This is a genomic window from Corallococcus sp. NCSPR001 (assembly GCF_017309135.1).
Classification (GTDB): Bacteria; Myxococcota; Myxococcia; order Myxococcales; family Myxococcaceae; genus Corallococcus.
In genome coordinates this window covers 322130-344889 of record NZ_JAFIMS010000001.1, presented here as the reverse complement: position 1 = coordinate 344889, position 22760 = coordinate 322130, and the positions used below count along the sequence as shown (strand labels likewise).

Genomic DNA, 22760 nt, shown 5'->3' with positions numbered 1-22760 from the left:
CGGTTACTCCGCCGCGCACCGGCCTCCCGCTTGAGGATGCGTCATGCGGAGGCGGGCTTGCTCCGGTCGTGGCTGGAAGGTGATGCGCGGTTGCTTCGCCGCGCACCGGCTTCCCGCTTGAGAATGCTTCAGGCGGAGGCGGGCTTGCTCCGGTCGTGGCTGGAGAAACGCCACGTGTCGGGGAGACCCCGCTCCTTTAGGAGCGCCTGGCACTTGGACAGCCGCGCCTCCACGTCGGGCGTGCGCGGGTCGAAGAGCAGGCCCGCCACTGTTCCGCTGTGCGCTACCTGGAGCCCCACCGCTCCGGAGGCCTCCATCACCTCCAGCAGCAGGTCGAAGTGGGGCTTGGGCAGGAAGCGCTGGTTGATGCGCGCGCTGGTCGTGGCCACCTCGCCCAGCAGCCGGTAGTCCCCCGTTGCTAGCGCCCGCTCCAGTGCGGCACGCAGGCGATGGAACTGCTCGATCTCCTCGCTGTCGTAGCGCGCGGGCGCGTGGGCCAGGGTGTCCACGCCCTTGCCACCAGGGTCCAGGTTGATGCTCACCACTCGCAGGTCGAGTACCTCTCCGCTGAAGCGTTGGAGCACCACGCCCTCGCGATGCGCGAAGATGAGCGCGCTGTTGCCGAAGATGGTGGAGTCCGACGCCGTCTCCGCCTTCACCGCCAGCCGCGCGGTGTCCTCCGGTGTCAGCGGCCGGTCCAACGCCGCGGACACGGCGCGGATGGTGGCCACCACGTCGCTCGTGGAGGAGCCCAGCCCCCATCCCACCGGGATGTTGCTGTGCACCACCAGATGCCCGCCGCGCGGCTCCACGCCTGCCCACTCCAAGGTGAGCGCGGCGGCCCTCGCCGCCTTGGTCTTCCACGTGGGCTCCACGGTGAGCCCCGTACCAGACGTGAGCTGGAAGCGCGCATCCGAGCGCAGCATGCCGCAGGGCAGCGACAGCAGGCCCCGATGCAGGCGCCCGTCCGCGTCGCGGAACACGCCTTGGAGCAGCTCACCATGGTGACCTACGGCTTCGCCCCGTCCCTCGGGGGAGAGCGCAGGGGCCGCTTCCACCACGGGCACGGCTGGGATGGCGGGCGCCGTGTCTGGAGTAGGTGCGCGGGCGGCAAGGGCTTCGCCGACGAGCTTCTCCAGGCGGTGGATGGTGCGGTGCTTGAGCAACTGCCGCAGGCCCAGCGTCACTCCGAACTGGTCGGTCATGCGCGCGAGCAACTGGAGGGCTCGCATGGAGTGCCCGCCCAGTTCGAAGAAGTCCGCGTGGATGCCCACGGTGGGCAGGCCCAGCACGTCCTTCCAGAGCTCCGCCAGCCGCTCCTGGAGCGGCGTCTGGGGCGCGACCATCGGCGCGGCGGGACCTTCGTCACCGAAGGCCGGGGGCAGGGCGCGCTCATCCACCTTGCCGCTGAGGTTGCGGCGCAGGCGCGAGACGAACTGGTAGCGCTCCGGCAGCATGTAGTCCGGCAGCGTCTTCGCGAGGAAGTTCTGGAGGCGGGCTCCGTCCAGGAGCTGCCACGCGGCGGATTCACCTTCCGCGTGCGGGTGCTCCATCCACACGCTTGGGTCGAAGTACTCGGCGACGCCCCGCTCCACGTCCACCGTCACCGGCTGCATGGTGCCCGGGAGCGCGTACTCGCCGGACGCGGTGAGCCGCTGGCCGCTCCACTGCTCCCACGAAGCCAGGTCCCCGCGGATGTACTGCGAGCGCGGCTCCACGTGGAGCATCCGGCCTCCCACGCGCTCGTGGATGCGCAGCCACGGGTCCTGGAGCTGTCCGTCCTCGCGGCGCGCGTGGCACCACTGTTCGAAGGACAGGTCCGGACGTGACGCCTTGCCCGTGGGCCGCACCGGGACGACCACCCGGCCCAGCCCGTGCGCGCGCGCCAGCACCTTGAAGCCCCGCAGGATGAGCGTGGCGAGTCCCCGGCCCAGGGCGTCCTCGGCCACCACGCCGGTGAGGATCATCAGCGTGTCGGCGGGCACGCCGCGCGCCGCGTCCTCGAAGCCCTGCCGCAGCCCCGCGTCCCAGCCCGCGGGCAGGCCCTCGCGCGTGCCGTCCCAACGGATGGGCAGCGCGTTGCCGGCGGCCACCACCGCGTCGTTCTCGTCGACGAGCGCGAACTGGTGCGCGGCGAACTCCTCCGCGAGCCTCGGCCAGAACTCGCGCAGGACCGTGTCCCCCGCGAAGAAGTCCGGCCACGCGCCCACGTGCAGGTCGTCCATGGCCCGCTTCAGCTCCGGACGCTGCGCGAGCGTGAACATGCGGTAGCGCAGGCCCTCGCCCTGGAGCGTGCTCGCGGCCTCGTGCAGCTCCACGGTGGCCACCAGGCCGTCGCCGCCGCCGGGCTTCTTCGCGTGCCGCACGATGCATCCCGCCACCGCCGGGTGCGCGGCGAGCCGGGATTCAATCTCCTCCAGCTCCACGCGGTTGCCGCGGACCTTCACCTGCTTGTCCACGCGGCCGATGAACTCGACGTCGCCCGCCTCGGTGTACCGGCCCAGGTCTCCGGTGCGATACATCCGCGCGCCCGGCTCCTGGCCGAAGGGGTCTGGCAGGAAGGCGCGAGCGGTGCGCGCCGGGTCGCCCAGGTAGCCGCGCGCGAGCCCCGGCGTGCTCACGTACAGCTCGCCGGTGACGCCGAAGGGCACGGGGCGCAGCGCTTCATCCAACAGGTATAGGCGCGTGTTGGCGATGGGCCGGCCCAGCGGGACGATGTCGCCGTCCACCGGCCGCGCGCAGTCGAAGCGGCTGGCGTCCACGGTGACCTCCGTGGGGCCGTAGTGGTTCGCCAGGCGGGTGGGGAACGTCGCGACGAACGCGTCGCGCAGCTCGCGCGGCAGGTACGCGCCGCCGGAGAGGACCCGCCGCAACGACGGCAGCTCCGGGATGCGCCCGGCACGCCGCGCGTCCACCAGCTCCCCCAGCATCAGGGGCACGCACTGGAACAGGGTGATGGACTCACGGCGCACCACCTCCGCCAGGTGCTGGGGCGAGCGGGCCGCGGCGTGCGGCGGAATCACCACGCGCGCGCCTACGGTCAGCGGCCAGTAGAGGTCCAGCACGAACGGGTCGAACGTGAACGAGGTGAGCAGCAGCACCGCGTCGCTCGCGTCCAGCGCGTAGTCCCGCTGGGTGGAGGCGACGACGTTGGCGATGCCCCGGTGCTCGATCTCGATGCCCTTCGGCACGCCCGTGGTGCCCGACGTGAACAGCACGTAGGCCAGGGCCCTGCCACCCAGCGAACCCTCCGGAGAAGTGGAGGGACGGGACGCCACGGCCGCGCTCTCCGCGTCCATGGAGAGCACCGCCAGCCCCGGGCGCTGGAGGCTGGTGGCCAGCGGCCCCTCGGTGATGAGCAGCCGGGCTCCGGCGGTGTCGAGCACCTGGGCCTGACGCTCCTCCGGATGCTCCGGGCTGACGGGCACGTACGCGGCGCCCGCCTTGAGCACGGCCAGCAGCGCGAGCACCAACCGCGGTGACGGCTCCAGGCGCACGCCGATCCGGTCCTCCGGACCCACGCCGTGGGCCCGCAGGTGGTGGGCCCAGCGGTTGGCCTCCTGGTCCAGCTGCCGGTACGTGAGGTGTCCGCCCTCCCAGGACAGCGCCACCGCGTCCGGCGTGCGCTCCACCTGCGCTTCGACCAAGCGGTGCACGCCGGTGTCCGCGTCGTAGGGCAGCGCCGTGTCGTTGAACGCGTGCAGCAGCCGCTGCTCCGACGTCGTGGACAGCATCCGGTAGTCCGCGAGCGCGCGGGTGGGGTCCGCCACCAGCTGTTCGACGAGCGAGAGGTACTGCTCCAGCATCCGCTCCGCGGTCGCGGCCTTGAACAGGTCGGTGTTGTAGTTGAGCCGGACGATGACGCCCTGGGCGACGTGGTCCACGATGTACGTGAGGTCGAACTTGGACGTCTCGCTCTCGGCGACCTCGATGCCGCGCAGGAACTCCAGCTGGAGCCCGTCGAAGCGGACCTCGTCGGCGAGCCGCAGCTTGTTGTTCTGCAACCCGTACATCACGGAGAAGAGCCGGTTGCGCGACAGGTCCGTGTCCGGGTTCAGCTCCTGGATGGCCAGCACGCTGGGGTAGACGTGGTGGTCATACGCCTCCGCCGCCGTCTGACGCGTGTCCTCCAAGAGCTGCTGGAAGGTCATGCCCGGCCGCACCGTGCAGCGCATGGGCAGCGCGGTGGCGAAGAGCCCCAGGAGCGGCGCCACGCGCTCGTCATCACGGTTGGCGATGGGCGTGCCCACCACGAAGTCCCGCTGTCCGCTCAGCCGGTGCAGCTGCGCGTGCAGCGCGGAGAGGAAGACGATGTTGAGCGTGGTGTGGTGCCTGCGGGCGAAGGCGTCGATGGCGGCGGCGCGCTCCTTCGGGATGACGCGGTGGACCTCCGCGCCGTTGAACGTCTGGAAGGCGGGGCGCGGGAAGTCGAGCGGCAGCTCCAGGGGTGGCGGGAGCGTGGCGAACTTCTGGAGCCAGTAGCGGCGCTGGGGCTCCAGGGCGCCGGAGGCCACTGCGTCGTGGATCCACGCGGCGTAGTCCACGTAGCCCAGCCGCAGCTCCGGCAGGCGCGGGGCTCGCGCGGCGCGGAGGGCGTTGTAGAGCTCGCTCAGCTCCCGCGCCAGGTTCATGGTGGAGGTCTCGTCCCAGATGATGTGGTGGACGAGGAAGAGGACGAGGAAGCGGCCGCCGGAGAAGTGCGCGAGCTTCACGTGGAACATCGGGCCGTTCTCGAAGTCGAGCGACATCCCGCTGTGCTGGCGCGCCAGCTTCTGCACCTCCGCGTGGAAGTCCGCGTCCGGGACGTCGCGCCGATCCAGGTACAGCGACTCACGGGTGACGGCCACGTGCGGGCGGACGAACTGCACGGGCTGGCCGTCCACGTAGCCGAAGTGCAGCCGGAAGATGTCGTGGCGGTCCACCAGCGTCTGCCAGGCGCGCGTGAAGGCGTCCAGGTCCAGGTCACCGGTGAGCACCAGGTCGCCGATGCACACGTTGTAGAACGGGCTGTCCGGCTCCAGCTCGTGCATGTACCACTCGGGGAACTGGTACGTGGCCAGCGGGTAGTGCGCCCGGGGCTCCAGCCTGCGCAGGGGCGGCAGCGCCACCGCCGGCGCGGCGCCGTCAGTGGGGGCGCTCCGCAAGGCCTCGATGCGCTGCGCGATGCGCGCCACCGTCTGGCCCTCGAAGAGGTCGCGCACGGACAGCTCCACGCCGGTGAGGGCGCGCAGCTTCGCGTTGGACTGGATGGCCACCAGCGAGTGCCCGCCGAGCGCGAAGAAGTTGTCCTCCGCGCCGACGCGGGGCAGGCCCAGCAGGTCCGCCCAGACGTCCGCGACCCGCTGTTCGAGCGGCGTGCGGGGCGCGACATAGGCGGTGAGCGACCCCAGGTCGCCCTCTCCCGGCGCGGGGAGCGCGTTGCGGTCCACCTTGCCGTTGGGCAACAGCGGCAGCGCATCCATCAGCACGAAGGCGGACGGCACCATGTAGTCCGCCAGCCGGCTGGACAGGTACTCCGCGAGCGCGGCCGGGGTGACGGCCTCTGGCTCCTTGAGGACGGCGTAGGCCACCAGCCGCTTCGCGTGGCCCTTGTCCCCGCGCGCGATGACCACCGAGTCCCGCAGGCCCGGGTGCTGGGCGAGCGCGGACTCCACTTCGCCAATCTCGATGCGGAAGCCGCGGATCTTCACCTGGTGGTCGATGCGGCCGAGCACCTCGATGCTGCCGTCCTCCAGGAAGCGCACCAGGTCGCCGGTGCGGTACAGCCGCTGGCCGGGCTCCGTGGCGAACGGATCCGGCACGAACGAGCGGGCCGTCTTGAAGGGGTCCCCCAGGTAGCCGCGCCCCACGCCGACGCCGCCGATGTACATCTCCCCCGCGACGCCGATGGGCACCGGCTGGAGGAAGGTGTCCAGGATGTACGCCTGGAGGTTGGGCAGCGTGCCGTTGATGGGCAAGCTGGCCCAGTGCATGGAGGGCGCGGACAGCATGGGGTAGTGCGCGCTGTCGTCGGAGACCTCCGTGGCGCCGTAGGCGTTCACCATGGGCACGCCCGGCCACAGCTTGAACCAGCGCGCGCACAGCTCCGGCAGCAGCGGCTCACCGTTCACGATGAACCAGCGCATGCCGGAGAGGTCGTAGCGGCCGGGGTTGGCCTCCATCTCCTCCAGCATGATGCGCATGTGCGTGGGCACCGTCTCCAGGACGGTGACCCGTTCATCCCGCATCCTGGCCAGCAGTTGGACGGGCTCCCATGCGGACTCGTCCTTGAAGATGGCCGTGCGCGCGCCCACGAGCAGCGCGCAGACGAACTGCCACACCGACACGTCGAAGCTGGGCGTGGCGATTTCCGCCACCACGTCCTTCGCGGTGATGCCCAGCGTGTGCTGCTTCGCACGCAGGTGGTTGAGCATGCCGACCTGTTCGATCATCACGCCCTTGGGCATGCCGGTGGAGCCCGAGGTGAAGATGACGTACGCGAGCGCCTCCGGCGGCACGTGCACGTCCGGGCGCGTCCACGGCGCGTCCTGCTCCAGGAGCTCCGTCACCCGCGCGACGAGGCGGCCGGAGGCGATGTCCCGCGCGTCCGCGAGGTGGCGCTCCTCCGTGAGCAGCATCACGCACTGGCTCTGCTCGACGACGGAGCGCAGCCGGTGCCGGGGCAGCGCCGGGTCGATGGGCACGTACGCCCCGCCCGCCTTCCACACGGCGAGCATGGCGATGAGGAACTCCAGCTCCCGGTCCAGGAACAGCGCGACGATGCGGTCCGTGGACACGCCCGCGGAGAGCAGGTGGTGCGCCAGCCGGTTCGCCCGCACGTCCAGCTCCCGGTACGTGAGGCTTCGGCCTTCACACGTGGCCGCGATGGCGTCCGGCGTGCGGTCCACCTGGGCCTCGAAGACCTCGTGGAAGCACTCGTCGCGCCGCCAGGGCACGTCCGTGCGGTTCCAGTCCAGAAGCTGGCGCTGGTTCTCCGCGGGGGTGAGCAGGGGCAGCCGGGAGAGGCGCTGGCGCGGGTCCTTCGCGGCGCCCTCGAGCAGCGTCTGGTAGTGGCCCGCGAGCCGCTGGACGGTGGCCGCGTCGAAGAGGTCGGTGTTGTATTCGAACCAGGCGACCAGGCCGTCCTTGTCCTCGGTGAGGCTCAGGGTCAGGTCGAACTGCGCGGAGCCGGTCTCCACGTCCACCGGCGTCAGCGTCAGGCCGTCCAGCTCCAGGCGGGGCGGCGGCATGTTCTGCAGCGCGAACATGACCTGGAAGAGGGGCGGGCGGCTCAGGTCGCGCGGCAGTTGCAGCGCCTCCACCAGCTTCTCGAAGGGGACGTCCTGGTGGGCGTAGGCGCCCAGCGTCGTCTGGCGCACGCGGGCCAGCAGCTCCACGAAGCGCGGGTCGCCGGAGAGGTCCGTGCGCAGGGCCAGCGTGTTGACGAAGAAGCCGATGAGCCCTTCGGTCTCCACGTGCCCACGGTTGGCGATGGCGCTGCCGATGACCACGTCCTCCGTGCGCGCGTAGCGGCCCAACAGCGCGTTGAAGCCCGCGAGCAGCGTCATGAAGAGCGTCACGTCCTGGCGGCGCGACAGTTGCTGGAGCGCGTCCGTCAGCGCCCTGCCCAGCTTCCAGGCATGGCGCGCGCCCCGGTAGCGCTGCGCGGCCGGGCGGGGCCGGTCGGTGGGCAGCTCCAGCGAGGGCGGTGCTCCGGCCAGCTGCTGCTTCCAGTACGCGAGCTGCGCGTCCAGCCGCTCGCCGCGCATCCACTGGCGCTGCCACACGGAGAAGTCTCCGTACTGCACGGCCAGGGGCGCGAGCGCGGCGTGCTGCCCGGAGGTGAAGGCGCCGTAGAAGGCGGCCAGTTCGCGCACGAAGACGCTGATGGACCAGCCGTCGGAGATGATGTGGTGCATCGTGACGAGCAGCACGTGCTCCATGCCGCCCAGGTCCAGCAGGCGCGCGCGCAGGAGCGGGCCCGTGGCCAGGTCGAAGGGCCGGCGCGCCTCCTCCTCCACGCGCTGGCGCACGGCGTCCTCGCTGGCGCCGGACAGGGTCTCCACGTGCACCGGCACCTCCACCGTGGGGTGCACGCGCTGCACGGGCTGGCCGTCCACCAGCGCGAAGGTGGTGCGCAGCGTCTCGTGGCGCTGCACGAGCGCCTGGAGGCTCTTCGCCATGGCCTGCACGTCCAGCGGGCCTAACAGCCGCACCGCGCCCGCGACGTTGTAGGCGGTGAGGCCGGGCTCCAACTGGTCCAGGAACCACAGCCGCTGCTGCGCGAAGGACAGCGGCAGGGGCGAGTCACGTGGCGCGGGGACCAGCGGCGGCAGGGCTTCCCCCGAAGCTTCCGCGCGCGCGCTGTCCACGCGGGCGGCGAGCCCCGCCACGGTGGCCGACTCGAAGAGGATGCGCAGCGGCAGCTCGGTGCCGAGCGCGGAGTTGAGGCGGGACATCACCTGGGTGGCCAGCAGCGAGTGGCCCCCCAGCTCGAAGAAGTTGTCGTGCCGTCCCACGCGGGGCACGCGCAGCAGGCTCGCCCAGGTGCCGGCGATGAGCTCCTCCGTCGCGCCCTGGGGCGGCAGGAAGGCCTGCGCCGCCTGGGGGCGCAGGGGCGCGGGCAGCGCGCGCAGGTCCACCTTGCCGTTGACCGTGAGGGGCAGCGACTCCAGCAGCATCCACGCCTGCGGGATGAGCGACTCCGGCAGCCGTTCCTTGAGGAAGCCGCGCAGCTCCTCGACGGTGGGCGCCGTCTGGCCCTGTCTCGGGACGACGTAGGCCACCAGCTCCCGGGAGGGCGCCGCGGGGGCGTCCTCCCTCGCCAGGTTTCGGGCCGGCGGTTCACGCTGTTCGGAAGGGGATTCGGAGAGCCGGTGGTGCGTGGACGACATGTTGGAGCGGTCCTGGGGAAGGGTGTCGGCGTAAAGGGGCGGATGCGACGCGCGCGGCCTGGGCTCAGAAGTAGGACTGGAGGACGCCACGGCGGCGCACGTCGAGCGTGGCGCAGTGGAACGAGCCTCCCAGCCGGTAGAAGTGGGTGAAGTTGCAGGTGATGGGCTTGAAGCCCCAGTCCTTGAACGCGCGGATCAGCGTGTGCTCGTTCTTGTCCACGACGAGGCGCTGCTCATCGAGCATGAGGATGTTCATGCTCAGCCACTTGCCGCTGAAGTAGAGGATGAGGTCGTCCGACGCGCAGGGCGGCGGCGCCTGGAGGATGTCCCAGGACTTGAACATCCGCGGCAGCTCGTCCACGCGCTCCGGGTTCACCAGCAGCTTGCCGGGCGCCAGCGGCATGAACGTCGTGTCGATGTGCATGGGCTTGGTGTCCCGGCACTTCAGCTCGTGGATGCGGTACTCGCTGCCCAGGTGCCGCCGCAGCCACTCCACGCCGAACGCGTTCGTCACGTGGCTGCGGATGTAGAAGAGGTCCCGGCCGCAGCGCACGAAGTCCGCCGCGTCGAAGAGCGGCTCGAACTCCGTGAGGGCGTAGCGCATGGGCTCGTCGTCACCCGGCACCTCCCAGGTGTCGTCGAACGACTCGTCCGTCAGCTGCGGCTTGGGTGCGGAGGTCCACCGCGCGCCCGCCTGGAAGTATTCTTTCAATAGCTTGCGGTAGGGGTGGACCTCGAAATAGCGGGAGCGCCACGGCATGGGCGTCTCGATGAGGTGGTCGCCCACGACGAGCAGCAGGTCGCGGGGCATGGCCGTGTAGAGGCCGCCCGGCGAGTGCCAGTCCGGCGTGGAGAAGGGCTTCGCGTGCGAGACGCGCTCGGGGCGGCGGACGCGGATGCCCTCGGCCTCCAGGATGTGCGCGAACTCGTCCAGGTCGCGGTTGGCCGCGTCCACCATGTCCTGGGGGAAGGGCTTACCGCCGTGCTCCTGGAAGAAGCCCCAGTGTTTGCGGGGCATGGTCGACTTGAGGGTCACGTGCCACGAGGGCACCGTGGCGCCGTCCGCGACGCCGACGATGACCTCCTCGAGGGGATCCCATTCGGTGTGCGAGGAGACCACCGGCTGCGACTGGGGCTGCGGGACCAACGACGGGTGCTGCGAGGCCAGTTGGAGGTTGGTGCGTTGCATGGCGTGTCTACTCCTCGGGGGGATGAGGGTCAGGGCAGGGGATGAGGGGACGGGCCGCGCGCGGGCGGCTCCAGCGGGAGCAGGCGCGGATCCATCGCGGCGGGCTCGGGCTCCACGGCCTGCTCGCGCGCGAGCACCACCACGTCCTGGATGGCGGGGTGCTGGCGGAGCGCCGCTTCAATCTCGCCCAGCTCCACGCGGACGCCGCGGATCTTCACCTGGTGGTCGCCGCGCCCCAGGAACTCCAGCTCGCCGTCCGGCAGCTGGCGGGCCAGGTCACCAGTGCGGAACAGGCGCGAGCCCGGAGGGCCGAAGGGGTCCGGCACGAAGCGCTCCGCGCTCAGGTCCGGGCGCTGGAAGTAGCCGCGCGCGAGGCCCGGGCCGCCCAGGTACACCTCGCCGGGCGCGCCCGGGGGAGCGGGCTGTCCGCGCGCGTCCAGCACGTGCATCTTCATGTTCCCCAGCGGCCGGCCCAGCGGCACCGCCTTGCGCGCCATGCCGGGCGCGCAGGTGAACCACGTGGCGTCGATGGAGACCTCCGTCTGGCCGTAGAAGTTGAAGAGCGTCGCGGAGGAGTGCTGCGCGAGCCGGTCCACCAGGTCCGTGGTCAGCGCCTCGCCTCCGCAGACCACCGTGCGCAGGGCGTGGCAGTCCGCGATGCGGGGCTCCTCCAGCACCACGCGCAGCAGCGACGGCACCACGTTCATCTGCGTGACGCCGCGCCGGGCCATGAGGTCCGCGATGTAGCGGCTGTCCTGGTGCGCGCCGTCGCGCACCATCACCGCGCGGGCCCCCGCGAGCAGCGCGCGGAAGAACTCCCAGATGGAGGCGTCAAAGCCGAACGAGGCCACCTGGAGGACGCGGTCCTCCGGCCCCAGCGGCAGCGCGTGCTGTTCCCAGAGCATCCGGTTGGCGATGCCCGCGTGGGAGATCATCACGCCCTTGGGCACTCCGGTGGAGCCGGACGTGTGCACCACGTAGGCCAGCTGCTCCAGGTGGACGGTCCGCGCGGGAGGCGTCTCCGCCAAGCCTTCCTGCCGCCATGCGCCGGGCTCCAGGCGCGCCTCCGGCGGCACCGGCAGCTTGACCGCGAGCGAGGCGGGCGCGAGCACGTAGCGGGCGCGGCACTCCGCGACCATCAGGGCCAGGCGCTGCGCGGGGGCTCCGGCGTCCAGCGGCACGAAGGCGCCACCGGCCTTCATGACCGCGAGCATCGACACCAGCACCTCCGTCGAGCGGGGCAGGCACAACGCCACGCGCTCCTCGGGCTCCAGGCCGGACGCGAGCAGCAGGTGCGCGAGCCGGTTGGCCCGGCGCTCCAGCTCCGCGTACGTGAGGGCGTCGTCCTCGCACTCCACCGCGATGGCGTCCGGCGTGCGCCGCGCCTGCTCCTCGAAGAGGACGTGCAGGGGGCGCGGGGACAGCGGCACCGCGGGCGGGTGGAAGGACTCCAGCGCCTGCTGGCGTCCGGCCGCGTCCAGCAGTGGCAGGGCGGAGACGCGGCGCTGAGGGTCTTCCGCGATGCCTTCGAGCAGGCGTTCGTAGGCCCGCGCCAGCCGGTCGGCCGTGGAGGCGTCGAAGAGGTCCGTGTTGTATTCGAGCCAGCCCGTCAGCGCGCCGGACGTCTCGACCAGCGTGAGCGTGAGCTCGAACTTGGCGGTGTCCGTCTCCAGCTCCAGGTTCGTCAGCGTGAGCCCCGGGAGCGCCAGCGGCTGGAGCGGCGCGTTCTGGAGGACGAACATCGTCTGGAAGAGCGGCGAGCGGCTCAGGTCCCGCTTCACGCGCAGGTCCATCACCAGCTTCTCGAAGGGGACGTCCTGGTGGGCGAAGCCGCCCAGGGCCGTCTCGCGCACGCGGCCCACCAGCTCCGTGAAGCGCGGGTCGCCGGAGAGGTTCGTGCGCAGGGGCAGCGTGTTGACGAAGAAGCCGATGAGCCCCTCGGTCTCCGCGCGGTTGCGGTTGGCGATGGGCGTGCCGACGACGAGGTCGTCCTGGCGCGTGTAGCGCTGAAGCAGCACCAGCCACGCGGCCAGCAGGGTCATGAACAGCGTGGCCCCTTCCTGGCGGGAGAGCGTGTTCAGCGCTGCGGTGACGGCCGGGGACACGCCCAGGGGCAGCTGCGTGCCGCGGAAGGTCTGGGCCGGAGGACGCGGACGGTCCGTGGGCAGGCCCAGCGCGGTGGGCGCGTCCGCCAGGTGCGCGCGCCAGTACGCGAGCTGCTCCTCCAGCACGTCGCCCTGGAGCCAGTCGCGCTGCCAGCGAGCGAAGTCGGAGTACTGCACCTTGAGCGGCGGCAACGGCGAGGGCGCACCCTGGAGGAACGCCGCGTACAGCGCGGCCAGCTCGCGCACGAACACACCGATGGACCAGCCGTCGGAGACGATGTGGTGCATCGACAAGAGCAGGATGTGCTCGGTGTCCGAGAGGCGCAGCAGCTTCCAGCGGATCAGCGGACCGCGCTCCAGGTCGAAGGGCGCGGCCACGTCCTCGGCGGTCAGCTCGCGCACGCGGCGCGCGGTCTCCCGTGCGTCCAGCCCGCCCAGGTCCACCACGTGCAGCGGCAGCTCGGGCGCGGGCCCCACGACCTGCACGGCCTCGCCCTCACGGGCCTGGAAGGTCGTGCGTAGGGATTCGTGGCGCTGGACGATCTCCTGGAAGCTCCTCTCCAGGGCGCCGCGCTCCAGCGCTCCGCTGAGGCGCACGGCGAAGGGGATTCCGTAGTGGTGGCTGCCCGGCTCCAGCCGGTCCAGGAACCACAGCCGCTGCTGGGCGAAGGAGGGCGGGAAGGCCCGGGGCTTCGCCGCGCGCTGCTGGATGAGGGCCCGGGCGCGGGCGCGCTTCTCCTCCAACGCGGAGGACTGCTTCACATCACTCATGATTCGATTTCTCCGCTTTCGAGCTCCGCGATGAGTGCGTCCAGCTCCGCTTCGGACAGCCCCTCCACCTGGGGCGGCGCCTCTGCTGGTGCGCGTGCCGTGAGGAGGGGTTGCTTCCGGACCTCCGCCTGCCTTGAGACGACCTGCGCGAGCGCGGCCACGGTGCGCGCCTCGAAGGCGCTGCGCAGGGGCACGTCCACGCCGAAGGACTCGCGCACGCGCGAGATGACCTGGGTGGCGAGCAGCGAGTTGCCGCCCAGCTCGAAGAAGTCGTCGTGGACGCCCACCCGGGGCGTCCCGAGCAGCTCCGTCCAGATGTCCGCCAGCCGCTGCTCCGTGGCGTCCCGAGGCGCCACGCCGTCCGCGCGGGGCGTGGCGTCCGGCGCGGGCAGCGCGCGCCGGTCCACCTTCCCGTTGAGGGTGAGCGGGAGCGCGTCCAGGAACATGATGGCGGACGGCATCACGGACTCCGGCAGCCGGCGGCGCAGGTGGGCCTTGAGGTCGCCTTCCGTGCACGCCTGGCCCGGCGCCACCACGGCGTGGAGCACCAGCCGCTTGCCGCCAGGCCCGTCCTCGCGGACCGTGGCGATGGCCTGTCGCACGGCGGGGTGCTCCAGCGCGAGCGACTCCACCTCGCCCAGCTCGATGCGCAGGCCGCGCAGCTTCACCTGCGCGTCGGTGCGGCCCAGGAACTCGAGCGCTCCGTCCGGCAGGAAGCGGACCCGGTCCCCGGTGCGGTAGAGGCGGGCGCCGTCGCGCGCGTCGAAGGGGTGGGGCACGAAGGCGCGCGCGGTGAGCTCCGGGTGGTTCAGGTAGCCGCGAGCGAGCCCCAGGCCGCCCAGCCACAGCTCGCCAGGGACGCCCACGGGGACGGGCTGCTGGCGCGCGTCCAGGACGTAGGCCTGGGTGTTCGCGATGGGACGCCCGATGGGCGGGTTCACCGCGCCTGCGGACACCGGGCCGCAGGTGGCGACGACCGTGCACTCGGTGGGGCCGTAGTGGTTGATCAGCTGGAACGGGGTGCCTTCGGGCGCGCCCCGGTGCAGCCGGTCTCCGCCGGTGAGCAACGTGCGCAGCGCGGTATTCGCGGGCCAAGGCTGCGTGAGCACCGCCTCCGCGAGCGGCGTGGGCAGGAAGCAGCGGGTGATGCGCTCCCCGGTGAGCCACGCGACGAGGCGCTCCGGCAGGGCGCGCACCTCGTCATCCACGATGTGGAGGCTGGCGCCGGCAGCGAGGGTGGGCCACAGCTCCCACACCGCGGCGTCGAACGCGGGCCCGGCGGCCTGGGTCGTGCGGTCCTCCGGCGTCAGCGCGTAGGTCCGCTGGTGCCAGTCCACCAGGTGGGCCAGGCCCGCGTGCTCCAGCTCCACGCCCTTGGGGCGGCCGGTGGAGCCCGACGTGTAGATGACGTACGCCAGGTGGCGCGGACCCGTGAGCTCCGGCGGGGCGTGCGCGGGCGCACCGGTGGCGCCGAAGCCGTCCTCCGCGAGCAGGCACTGGCAGCCCGGCGGAAGCGTCAGTGCGGCGGTGTTTCGCGAAGCCAGGAGCACCGGCGCGCGGACGTCCTCCAGGATGGACTGGAGCCGCTCCGGGGGCGCGGAGGGGTCCAGCGGAACGTAGGCGCCGCCGGCCTTGAGCACGCCCAGCGCCGCTTCGACGAACGCGGTCGAGCGCTCCAGGCAGAGCACGACGGGCACGTCAGGCCCCACGCCCAGGTCTCGCAGGTGCCAGGCCAGCCGGTTCGCGCGGGCTTCGAGCTGACCGTAGGTGAGCGCCTCGCCCGCGAAGGCCACCGCGAGCGCGTCCGGCGTGCGCTCCGCCCAGGCTCCGAAGCGCGCGTGCACGGAGACGTGGGACGGCGGCGCCACCGGGCGCGGGTTCCACCCGTGGAGCAGCGTGGTCCGCTCCTCGGCCGTCATCAGGGCCAGGTCGCCCACGTGGCCGTCGGGATCCGCCGCGATGCTGGAGAGCAGCACGTGGAAGTGCTCCGCGAGGCGCGCGATGGAGGCCGCGTCGAAGAGGTCCGCGTCGTATTCGAAGCGCGCGGTCAGCCCGCCGTCCTCGCCGCGCTCCAGCGCGAGATCCAGGTCGAACTTCGCCGGAGCGGACTCGGACTCCAGCAGCGTCAGGTGCAGCCCCTGGAGGGCGCGGGAGGGCAGGGGCGCGTCCTGGTAGGAGAACGCGACCTGGAAGAGCGGCGTGCGGCCCAGGTCGCGCTCCACCGCGAGCGCTTCGACCAGCTTCTCGAAGGGCACGTCCTGGTGCTCGTGCGCCGCGAGCACGGACTCGCGCACCCGGCCCAGCAGCTGGCGGAAGGTGGGGTTGCCGGAGGCGTCCGTGCGCAGGGGCAGCGTGTTGACGAAGAAGCCGATGAGCCCTTCGGTCTCCACGCGCGTGCGGTTGGACAGCGGGCAGCCCACGACGAGGTCGTCCTGGCCCGTGTAGCGCAGCAGCAGCATCTGGAACGCCGCCAGCAGCGTCATGAACGGCGTGGCGCCTTCGCTCCGGCCCAGCTCCGCGAGTCCTCCGGCGAGCGCCGCCGGGAGATGGACCGCGTGACGGCCGCCCGCGAGTGTCCGCACCGCGGGCCGGGGCCGGTCCGTGGGCAGCTCCAGGACGCCAGGGGCGCCCGCGAGCCGCTGCTTCCAGTGCGCGAGCTGACGCTCCAGCACGCCGTCCGCCAGCCACTCGCGCTGCCACAGCGCGAAGTCGATGTACTGGAGCGGCAGCGGCGCGAGCGCCGGAGGCGCGCCCATGGAGAACGCGACGTAGAGCGCGCCCAGCTCCCTCAGCAGCACGGCGACGGACTCGCCATCCGCGACGATGTGGTGGAGCGTGAGCAGCAGCACGTGCTCGTCCGTGCCCAGCCGCAGCAGACGGCCGCGCAGCAGAGGGCCCTGGGCGAGCGAGAACGGAGCGCGGGCCTCCTGCTTCGCGAGCTGGTGCACCTCCGCGTCGCGCGCAGTCGGGGACAGGTTGCTCAGGTCGACTTCGGGCAGTTCGAAGGGGACGTGTGCGTGGACCCGCTGGGTGGCGCGGCCCTGGTGCTGGGAGAAGGTGGTGCGCAGCGCCTCGTGGCGACGGACCACTTCATCGAGGCCTCGGCGCAGCGCCGCGACGTCCAGTGGGCCCTGGAGGCGCACCGCCGCGGGTAGGTGGTAGCGCGCGTCGCCGGGCTCCAGTTGGTCCAGGAACCACAGCCGCTCCTGCGCGTAGGACAGCGGCGCTTCCGGCGCACGGTCCGGCCGGTGCTTCAGCGCGGGACCGGGAGTCGGAGCGCGCACGCCTCCGTCGATGCGCGCGGCGAGCGAGGCCACCGTGGGCGCCTCGAACAGTGTGCGCAGGGGCAACTCCACCCCGAACACCTCGCGCACACGGGCGAGCAGCCGCGCGGCCAGCAGCGAGTGGCCGCCGAGCGCGAACCAGTCCTCGTGCAGGCCCACGGTGCCGCCGAGCAGTTCGGTCCAGAGGCCCGCGAGCTTCTGCTCCGTGGCGGTGCGCGGCGCCGCGTCCTCGGGGGACGTGGGACTCTCCAGCTCGGGCGCGGGCAGGGCCTGACGGTCCACCTTGCCCGTAGGGGTCAGCGGCAGCGCGGGCAGGAGCACGAAGGCCGCGGGGCACATCACCTCCGGCAGCTCGCGGCGCACGTGCTCGCGCAGCGTGGCTCCGGTGAGCGCCGCGTCCGGCGCGGCGACGACGTAGGCGACGAGGCGCTTGCCCGTGGGAGGCTCGTCGCGCACCGCGACCACGCACTGCCGCACGTCCGGGTGACGCTGGAGGACGGATTCGATCTCCCCCAGCTCGATGCGGAAGCCGCGCAGCTTCACCTGATGGTCGAGCCGGCCCAGGAACTGGAGCTCGCCGTCCGGCAGCACGCGCGCGAGGTCGCCGGTCCGGTACAGGCGCGCGCCGGGAACCGTGCTGAAGGGATCCGGCACGAAGGCGCGAGCGGTGAGGTCGGGGCGGTCCAGATAGCCGCGAGCCACGCCCGGCCCACCGATGCACAGCTCACCCGCGACACCCAGCGGTTGGGGCCGCAGCGACGCGTCGAGCACGTGCACGTGCATGCCGTCCAGAGGCCGGCCGATGGTGGGCAGGCCGGACGCCGCGTCCCCGGATCCGACCGGGGCGAAGGTGGCCGCCACGGTGCCTTCGGTGGGGCCGTAGAGGTTGGTGACGCGGAAGGGAGTGCGCGCGGAGGGCCGCCGACGCAGTTGGTCTCCGCCGGTGGTCAGCTCGCGCAGCGTGAGCGTCTCGGGCCACTGTTGTCCGAGCACGCCCTCCGCGAGGGCGGTGGTGAGGAAGGTGTGCGTGATGCGCTCGGCGGCGAGCCACTCGACGAGCCGCTCCGGCAGGGCGCGCACGTCATCGCCGGGCAGGTGCAGGCTGGCGCCCGAGATGAGCGCGGGCCACACCTCCAGCACGGACGCGTCGAAGACCGGCGTGGACAGATGCGTGGCCCGGTCCGCGGGCGACAGCGCGAAGGTCCGCTGGTACCAACCCGCGAAGTGGGCCAGGCCACCGTGCGTGAGCTGCACGCCCTTGGGACGCCCAGTGGAGCCGGACGTGTAGATGACGTAGGCGAGGTGGGCCGCGTCGGGAGTGGAGTCCAGCTCGGTGTCCGGCGCGCCGTGGGCCGAAGCCGTCACGTCGTCCAGCACCCGCACGGACGCGGGCACTCGTGGATGCTGTTCCGGTGAGGTGTTCACGACGCCGTGGGCCTGAGCCGTCACGTCGTCCAGCACCTGCACGGACGCGGGCAGTCGTGAACGCAGCTCTGGAGTCGTGAGCACCACCGCCGCGCCCACGTCCTCCAACAGTGCTTCCAGCCGCGCCTGCGGTGCGTCCGGATCCAGCGGCACGTACGCACCGCCCGCCTTGAGGATGCCCAGCAGCGCCAGCACCTGCTCCGGCGAGCGGTGCATCAGCACACCGGCGCGCACGTCCGGCCCCACGCCCAGCTGGCGCAGCCTTCGCGCGAGCACGCGGGCCTGCTGCTCCAGCATTCCGTACGTCCACTGTCGTCCATCCGAGGCGATGGCCAACGCTTCGGGCGCGAGCGCGGCACGGGCCGCGATGGCGTGGTGAACAGGCGTGAAGGACGCGGACACCGGAACTCCCGCGCTGAATGTGCGCACGCGCTCCTGCTCCGCGTCCGGCAGCAGCGGCAGGGCCGACACGCGCTGGTCCGAGTCCGCCGCGATGCCCGCGAGCAGGCACGTGAAGCGCGCCACCATGCGGCCCGCCGTGTCCGCGTCGAAGAGGTCCGTGTCGTAGCGGAGCGCGCCGTCCAGCCCGCTCGGCGCATCCGCCATCTGGAGCGCGAGGTCGAACTGCGCCGTGCCCAGCTCCACCGGCACGCTCTCCGCCTCCAGCCCCGCGAAGCGCACGCGCACGCCAGGCAGGCCCAGCACCAGCGGAGTCAGCTCCTCGCGCCGGTGCGGCTGCTCCCAGGCGAACACCGCCTGGAACAACGGAGACCGGCTGGCGTCACGCGGACGCCGCAGCCGCTCCACGAGCAGGGGGAAGGGATACTCTTGGTGCTCCAGCGCCTCCAGCACCGTGCGCCGGACCCGGCCCAGGTGCGCGCGGAAGGACGGGTCCCCGGACAGGTCCGCGACCAGCGCCACCGGGTTGACGTGGTAGCCGACCACGTCCTCCAGACCCGAGCGCGTGCGCCCTGCCGCGGGCGAGCCGACCGCGAAGCGCTCCTGCCCCGCATGCCGCGCGAGCAGGACCTGCCACGCGGCGAGCAGCAGCGAGAACAGCGTCGTGCCCTCTTCACGCGCCAGCGCACGCAGCCGCCGCGTCAGCTCCGCGTCCAGCCGGAAGGTGCACGCTGCACCCCGGAACGCGCGCACCGCCGGACGGGCGCGGTCGGTGGGCAGCTCCAGCACGTCCGGAACGCCGTCCAGCTGCTTGTGCCAGTACGAGAACAGCCGCTCACCGTCCGGGCCCTCCAGGAACGGGCGCTGCCAGCGGGCGAAGTCCGAGGGCCGCAGGGCCGGAGAGGGGGACTCGGAAGCCCGTCCATCCTTCAACGCGGGATAGAGCCCGTGCAGCTCTTCAGCGAGCAGCGCCAGCGACCACAGGTCCAGGATGAGGTGGTGCGCCGCGAGCAGCAGCACCTGGCCACCGCCCGCGTGGGCGTACAGCGAGGCGCGCAAGAGCGGCCCCTGCTCCAGGTCGAACGGGCGAGAAGCCTCCGTGGCGAGCGCGTCCCGCAGCGGAGAGTCCTCCAGCGGAAGCGAAGTCGCGTCCCTCAGGAGCCCACCGCCACTGGCCGGGTGCACCTGCTGCACGAGCTCACCGTCGTGCTCCAGGTGGAAGGTGGTGCGCAGGGCCGGGTGCCGTGCCACCAGCCGCGTCAGCGCCTCACGCAGCGTGGGCACATCCGCCGGCGTGTGGAAGCGCACTGCGAAGGCCAGGTGGTTCGCGGTGCTCTCCGGCGCCAGGCGCTGCGCCAGCCAGAGCGCCTTCTGTCCCTCGGACACCGGGTGGCGTCCCAGTGCGTCCCCCGACACCGTGGGCGCGAGCGGCCGCTGCCCCAACGTGCCCACCAGCTCCCGCGCCAGGGCCCGCAGGCTCACCGCGTCCATCAGCCGCGCCAGGGACGTGTCCGTGCCCAGCCACGCGTCCAGGTCGCTCTTGAGCTCCACCGTCGCCAGCGAGTCCAGCCCCAGGCTGATGAGCGCCCGCTCCGCGTCGACGTGCGCGCGGGGAAGGCGCAGCCGCGCCGCCACCGCGTCCACCAGCGACGCCTCCAGGAACGCCGCGCGCTCCAACTCAGGAATCGCGAGCAGCTGCTCCGGGCTCAGCGTGGGCACGGACGGGACGGAGGACTGGAGCGTGCTCTGCCCCAGCACCTCCAGCTCCCCGGCGAGCCACGCCTGACGGCACGCGTAGCGCTGCACCTTGCCGCTGGACGTCTTCGGCAGCGAGCCCGCCTGGATGAGCACCACGTCGTGCGCCTGCGCGTCGTGCGCCTGCGCCACGGCCTCGCGGATGCTCCGGGCCAGCGCCTCCAGGTTCGTGCCGGCGTGGCGCGCGTCCACCTCCTGCACGATGACCAGCCGCTCCTCGCCCTCCAGCTCCACGGAGAACGCCGCGGTGCAGCCCGGCCGCAGCGCGGGGTGCACGCGCACCGTGGTGGACTCCACGTCCTGCGGGTACAGGTTGCGCCCGCGCAGGATGATGAGGTCCTTGATGCGCCCGGTGACGAACAGCTCACCGCCGCGCAGCACGCCCAGGTCGCCGGTGCGCAGGTAGCGCCCATCGTCCGGGCCCGCCCCCTCCACCCGCGCGTGGAAGACGCGCGCGCTCTCCTCCGGCCGCTCCCAGTAGCCCTGGCCCACGCTGGCGCCCGCCACCCAGATCTCCCCCTCCTCGCCGGGCGCGCACTCGCGGCCGGTGCGCGCGTCCACCAGCCGCACCGTGTTCCCCTCCAGCACCCGGCCGGAGCCCACCAGGTTCACGCCGTCCGTCACCGGCGCCGTGCCCAGCGCGTGCCCGGTGACGATGAGCGTCGACTCGGCCAGCCCGTAGCAGGGGTAGAAGGCCTCCCTGCGGAAGCCCTGCGGCGCGAAGGCTTCGTGGAAGCGCTCCAGCGTCTCCGGCCGGATGGGCTCCGCGCCGTTGAAGGCCACCTTCCAGCGGCTCAGGTCCAGCGTCGCGCGCTCCTCGGCGCTCACCTTCCGGACGCACAGGTCGTAGGCGAAGTTGGGGCCGCCGCTCGTCGTGGCCCCGTAGCGCGACACCGCCTGGAGCCAGCGGAACGGCCGCTGCAGGAACGCGATGGGCGACATCAGCACGACGGGGAAGCCGCCGTAGAGCGGCTGGAGCAGCCCGCCGATGAGCCCCATGTCGTGGTACGGCGGCAGCCAGATGACGCCCTTGCTGTCGCGCGAGTGGCCGAACGCGCGGTGGATGAGCGCCAGGTTCGCCAGCAGGTTGCGATGCGTCAGCATCACGCCCTTGGGGCTGCCCGTGGAGCCGGACGTGTACTGGAGGAACGCCAGCGCGTCCCCCGTGACGCCCGGGTCCTTCCACCCGTCCTCCAGCCCCGGCGCCAGCGCGTCCGTGGCCACCCAGGTGAGCCCCGCCAGCTCCGGCGCCTGCTCGAAGAGCATCCCGGCCATGCCGTGGATCATCTCCGTGGTGAGCACGAAGCGCGCCCGCGCATCCCGCACCATCGCCTCCAGGCGCGGCAGGCTGCGGTTGAGGCGCGTCACGTCCGGCGGATACGCCGGCACCGCCACCACGCCCGCGTAGAGGCACCCGAAGAAGGCCGTCAGGTACTCGTTGCCCGGCGGGAACAGGAGCAGCGCCCGCTCTCCCCGCGCCCCGTTCGCCTGGAGCCACGCGCCAATGGCACGCGCCTGCCGGTCGAACTCGCCATAGGTGAGCGCCGCTTCCTCGGATTCACCATCCACCAGGAAGGTGTAGCCCTGATGTCCTGGCGCCTCGGCTGAACGTAGACGCAGGAGTTCAATCAGGCTCGCCGGTGACATGTCGTTGGGCTCCACGCGATGTATGGCTTGGAAGACGACATTCATGTGTCACGGCCAATGCATGTCTGTCAAATCTTGCATTGATATACTTGAGCCCTGTAAAATCCTTGATGACTGGTTTCTTCCGGCCCAAAGACAACCATCCAGGTTTCAATTCCAACACCGGGTCCCTCTAGGAGAGCGGATGTACGAGAACATCGAGCGCATCAAGGCCCCTACTCGCGAAGTCTTCCTCGACGAGTACGTGCGGAAGCAGAAGCCCGTCATCATCACGAACCTGTTCGACGGGCAGCCCATCAGCCGGCTGTCCAGCCTGGACATCGCCCGCAGGGAACTGGGGGACATGCCCGTCGTGGTGCAGGAGGGCCACGAGGAATACTTCACCCGCATGCTGTCGATGCTCATCTCCAAGGACTTCACCTTCGAGGACATCGGGAAGAACCAGAGCACGGTGAACGGCTATCTGGAGATGGTGGCAAAGGACCCTGACAGCCGGCTGGTCTGCGCGGAGGTCCCCCGGTCGATGATCCAGAAGGTGGAGGCGGGATACACCATCCCCGAGTACTGCCATCCGGACCCGGGAGAGCCCGACGAGTACACGTCGATGCTGTGGTTGGGGAACACGGGCAACTTCACCCACATGCACTTCGACGCGGACTACAAGAACATCTTCCAGTACCAGCTCTGGGGGGAGAAACGCGTGGTGCTGGTCCCGCCCACGTCGTCGCGGAAGATCCTGCCCATGCGTAACAACAGTGCGCTCAGCCCGGAAGGACTCAGCCAGGAGGAAAATGACAACTTTGTCCGCTACGTCGGGGGTTATCAGGCGGTGGTGCGCACCGGCGAGACGCTCTTCATGCCCGCGCTGATGTGGCACTACTTCGAGTACATGGACACCAGCATGGCGCTGACCATGCGCTTCCGCCGCAACAAGTACCTGCGCTTCCTGGCGGAGAACTTCCACACCGACTACCGGCTCCAGCACATCGCCTGGAAGCTGGCCAACGAGCGCGGCGTGGACGAGCAGGGCCGCCAGGCCTTCGCGCGGCTGGAGGCGGAGTTCCGCAAGCCCATGGACAACCCCATGGAGAAGGCGAACCACCTCCAGAAGGCAATCAATGAGATCTACGCCAGCTACTGTACGGATGGCCTGAAGGGCGACCTGAGCCGTCCCTTCCTGGAAGAGATTCGCGGCGCCATCCGGAACATGGATGTGCTGGCGGGTTCTCTGTATTCAGACGAACGGCCTACTGTCTGAGTTTGCCCGTGGGCTGGCGCCCGCCCAATCCCTTGCATCGGAGGGGTTGTGGCG

The 22760-nt window shown here is 71.6% G+C and carries 5 protein-coding genes; 1 reads left to right on the top strand and 4 read right to left on the bottom strand.

Annotated features, from left to right (window positions below; genetic code table 11):
- Positions 1-128: 128 nt before the first annotated feature.
- From JYJ93_RS01395 to JYJ93_RS01380, 4 genes are all read right to left on the bottom strand, one after another.
- The gene (locus tag JYJ93_RS01395) at positions 129-8873 is read right to left on the bottom strand and encodes a non-ribosomal peptide synthetase (protein WP_206785980.1); all 8745 of its coding nucleotides are present in this window, start codon (positions 8871-8873) and stop codon (positions 129-131) included.
- A 64-nt stretch (positions 8874-8937) separates the two neighbouring features.
- Positions 8938-10062: an inosamine-phosphate amidinotransferase 1 gene (locus JYJ93_RS01390; RefSeq protein WP_206785978.1), complete on the bottom strand. Its 1125-nt coding sequence runs from the start codon at positions 10060-10062 to the stop codon at positions 8938-8940.
- Between the two features lie 29 nt (positions 10063-10091).
- Positions 10092-12938 carry an amino acid adenylation domain-containing protein gene (locus JYJ93_RS01385; protein ID WP_206785976.1) on the bottom strand — a complete coding sequence of 949 codons (2847 nt, stop codon included), beginning with the start codon at positions 12936-12938 and terminating at the stop codon, positions 10092-10094.
- Entirely contained in the window at positions 12935-21448 is an 8514-nt protein-coding gene (locus JYJ93_RS01380; RefSeq protein WP_206785974.1) for a non-ribosomal peptide synthetase, read from the bottom strand. The genes JYJ93_RS01385 and JYJ93_RS01380 overlap by 4 nt, the downstream gene beginning before the upstream one ends.
- Before the next feature lie 184 nt (positions 21449-21632).
- On the opposite strand from JYJ93_RS01380, the gene JYJ93_RS01375 reads away from it, so the two are divergent.
- Positions 21633-22706 carry a cupin-like domain-containing protein gene (locus tag JYJ93_RS01375; RefSeq protein WP_206785972.1) on the top strand — a complete coding sequence of 358 codons (1074 nt, stop codon included), beginning with the start codon at positions 21633-21635 and terminating at the stop codon, positions 22704-22706.
- Positions 22707-22760: the final 54 nt, after the last annotated feature.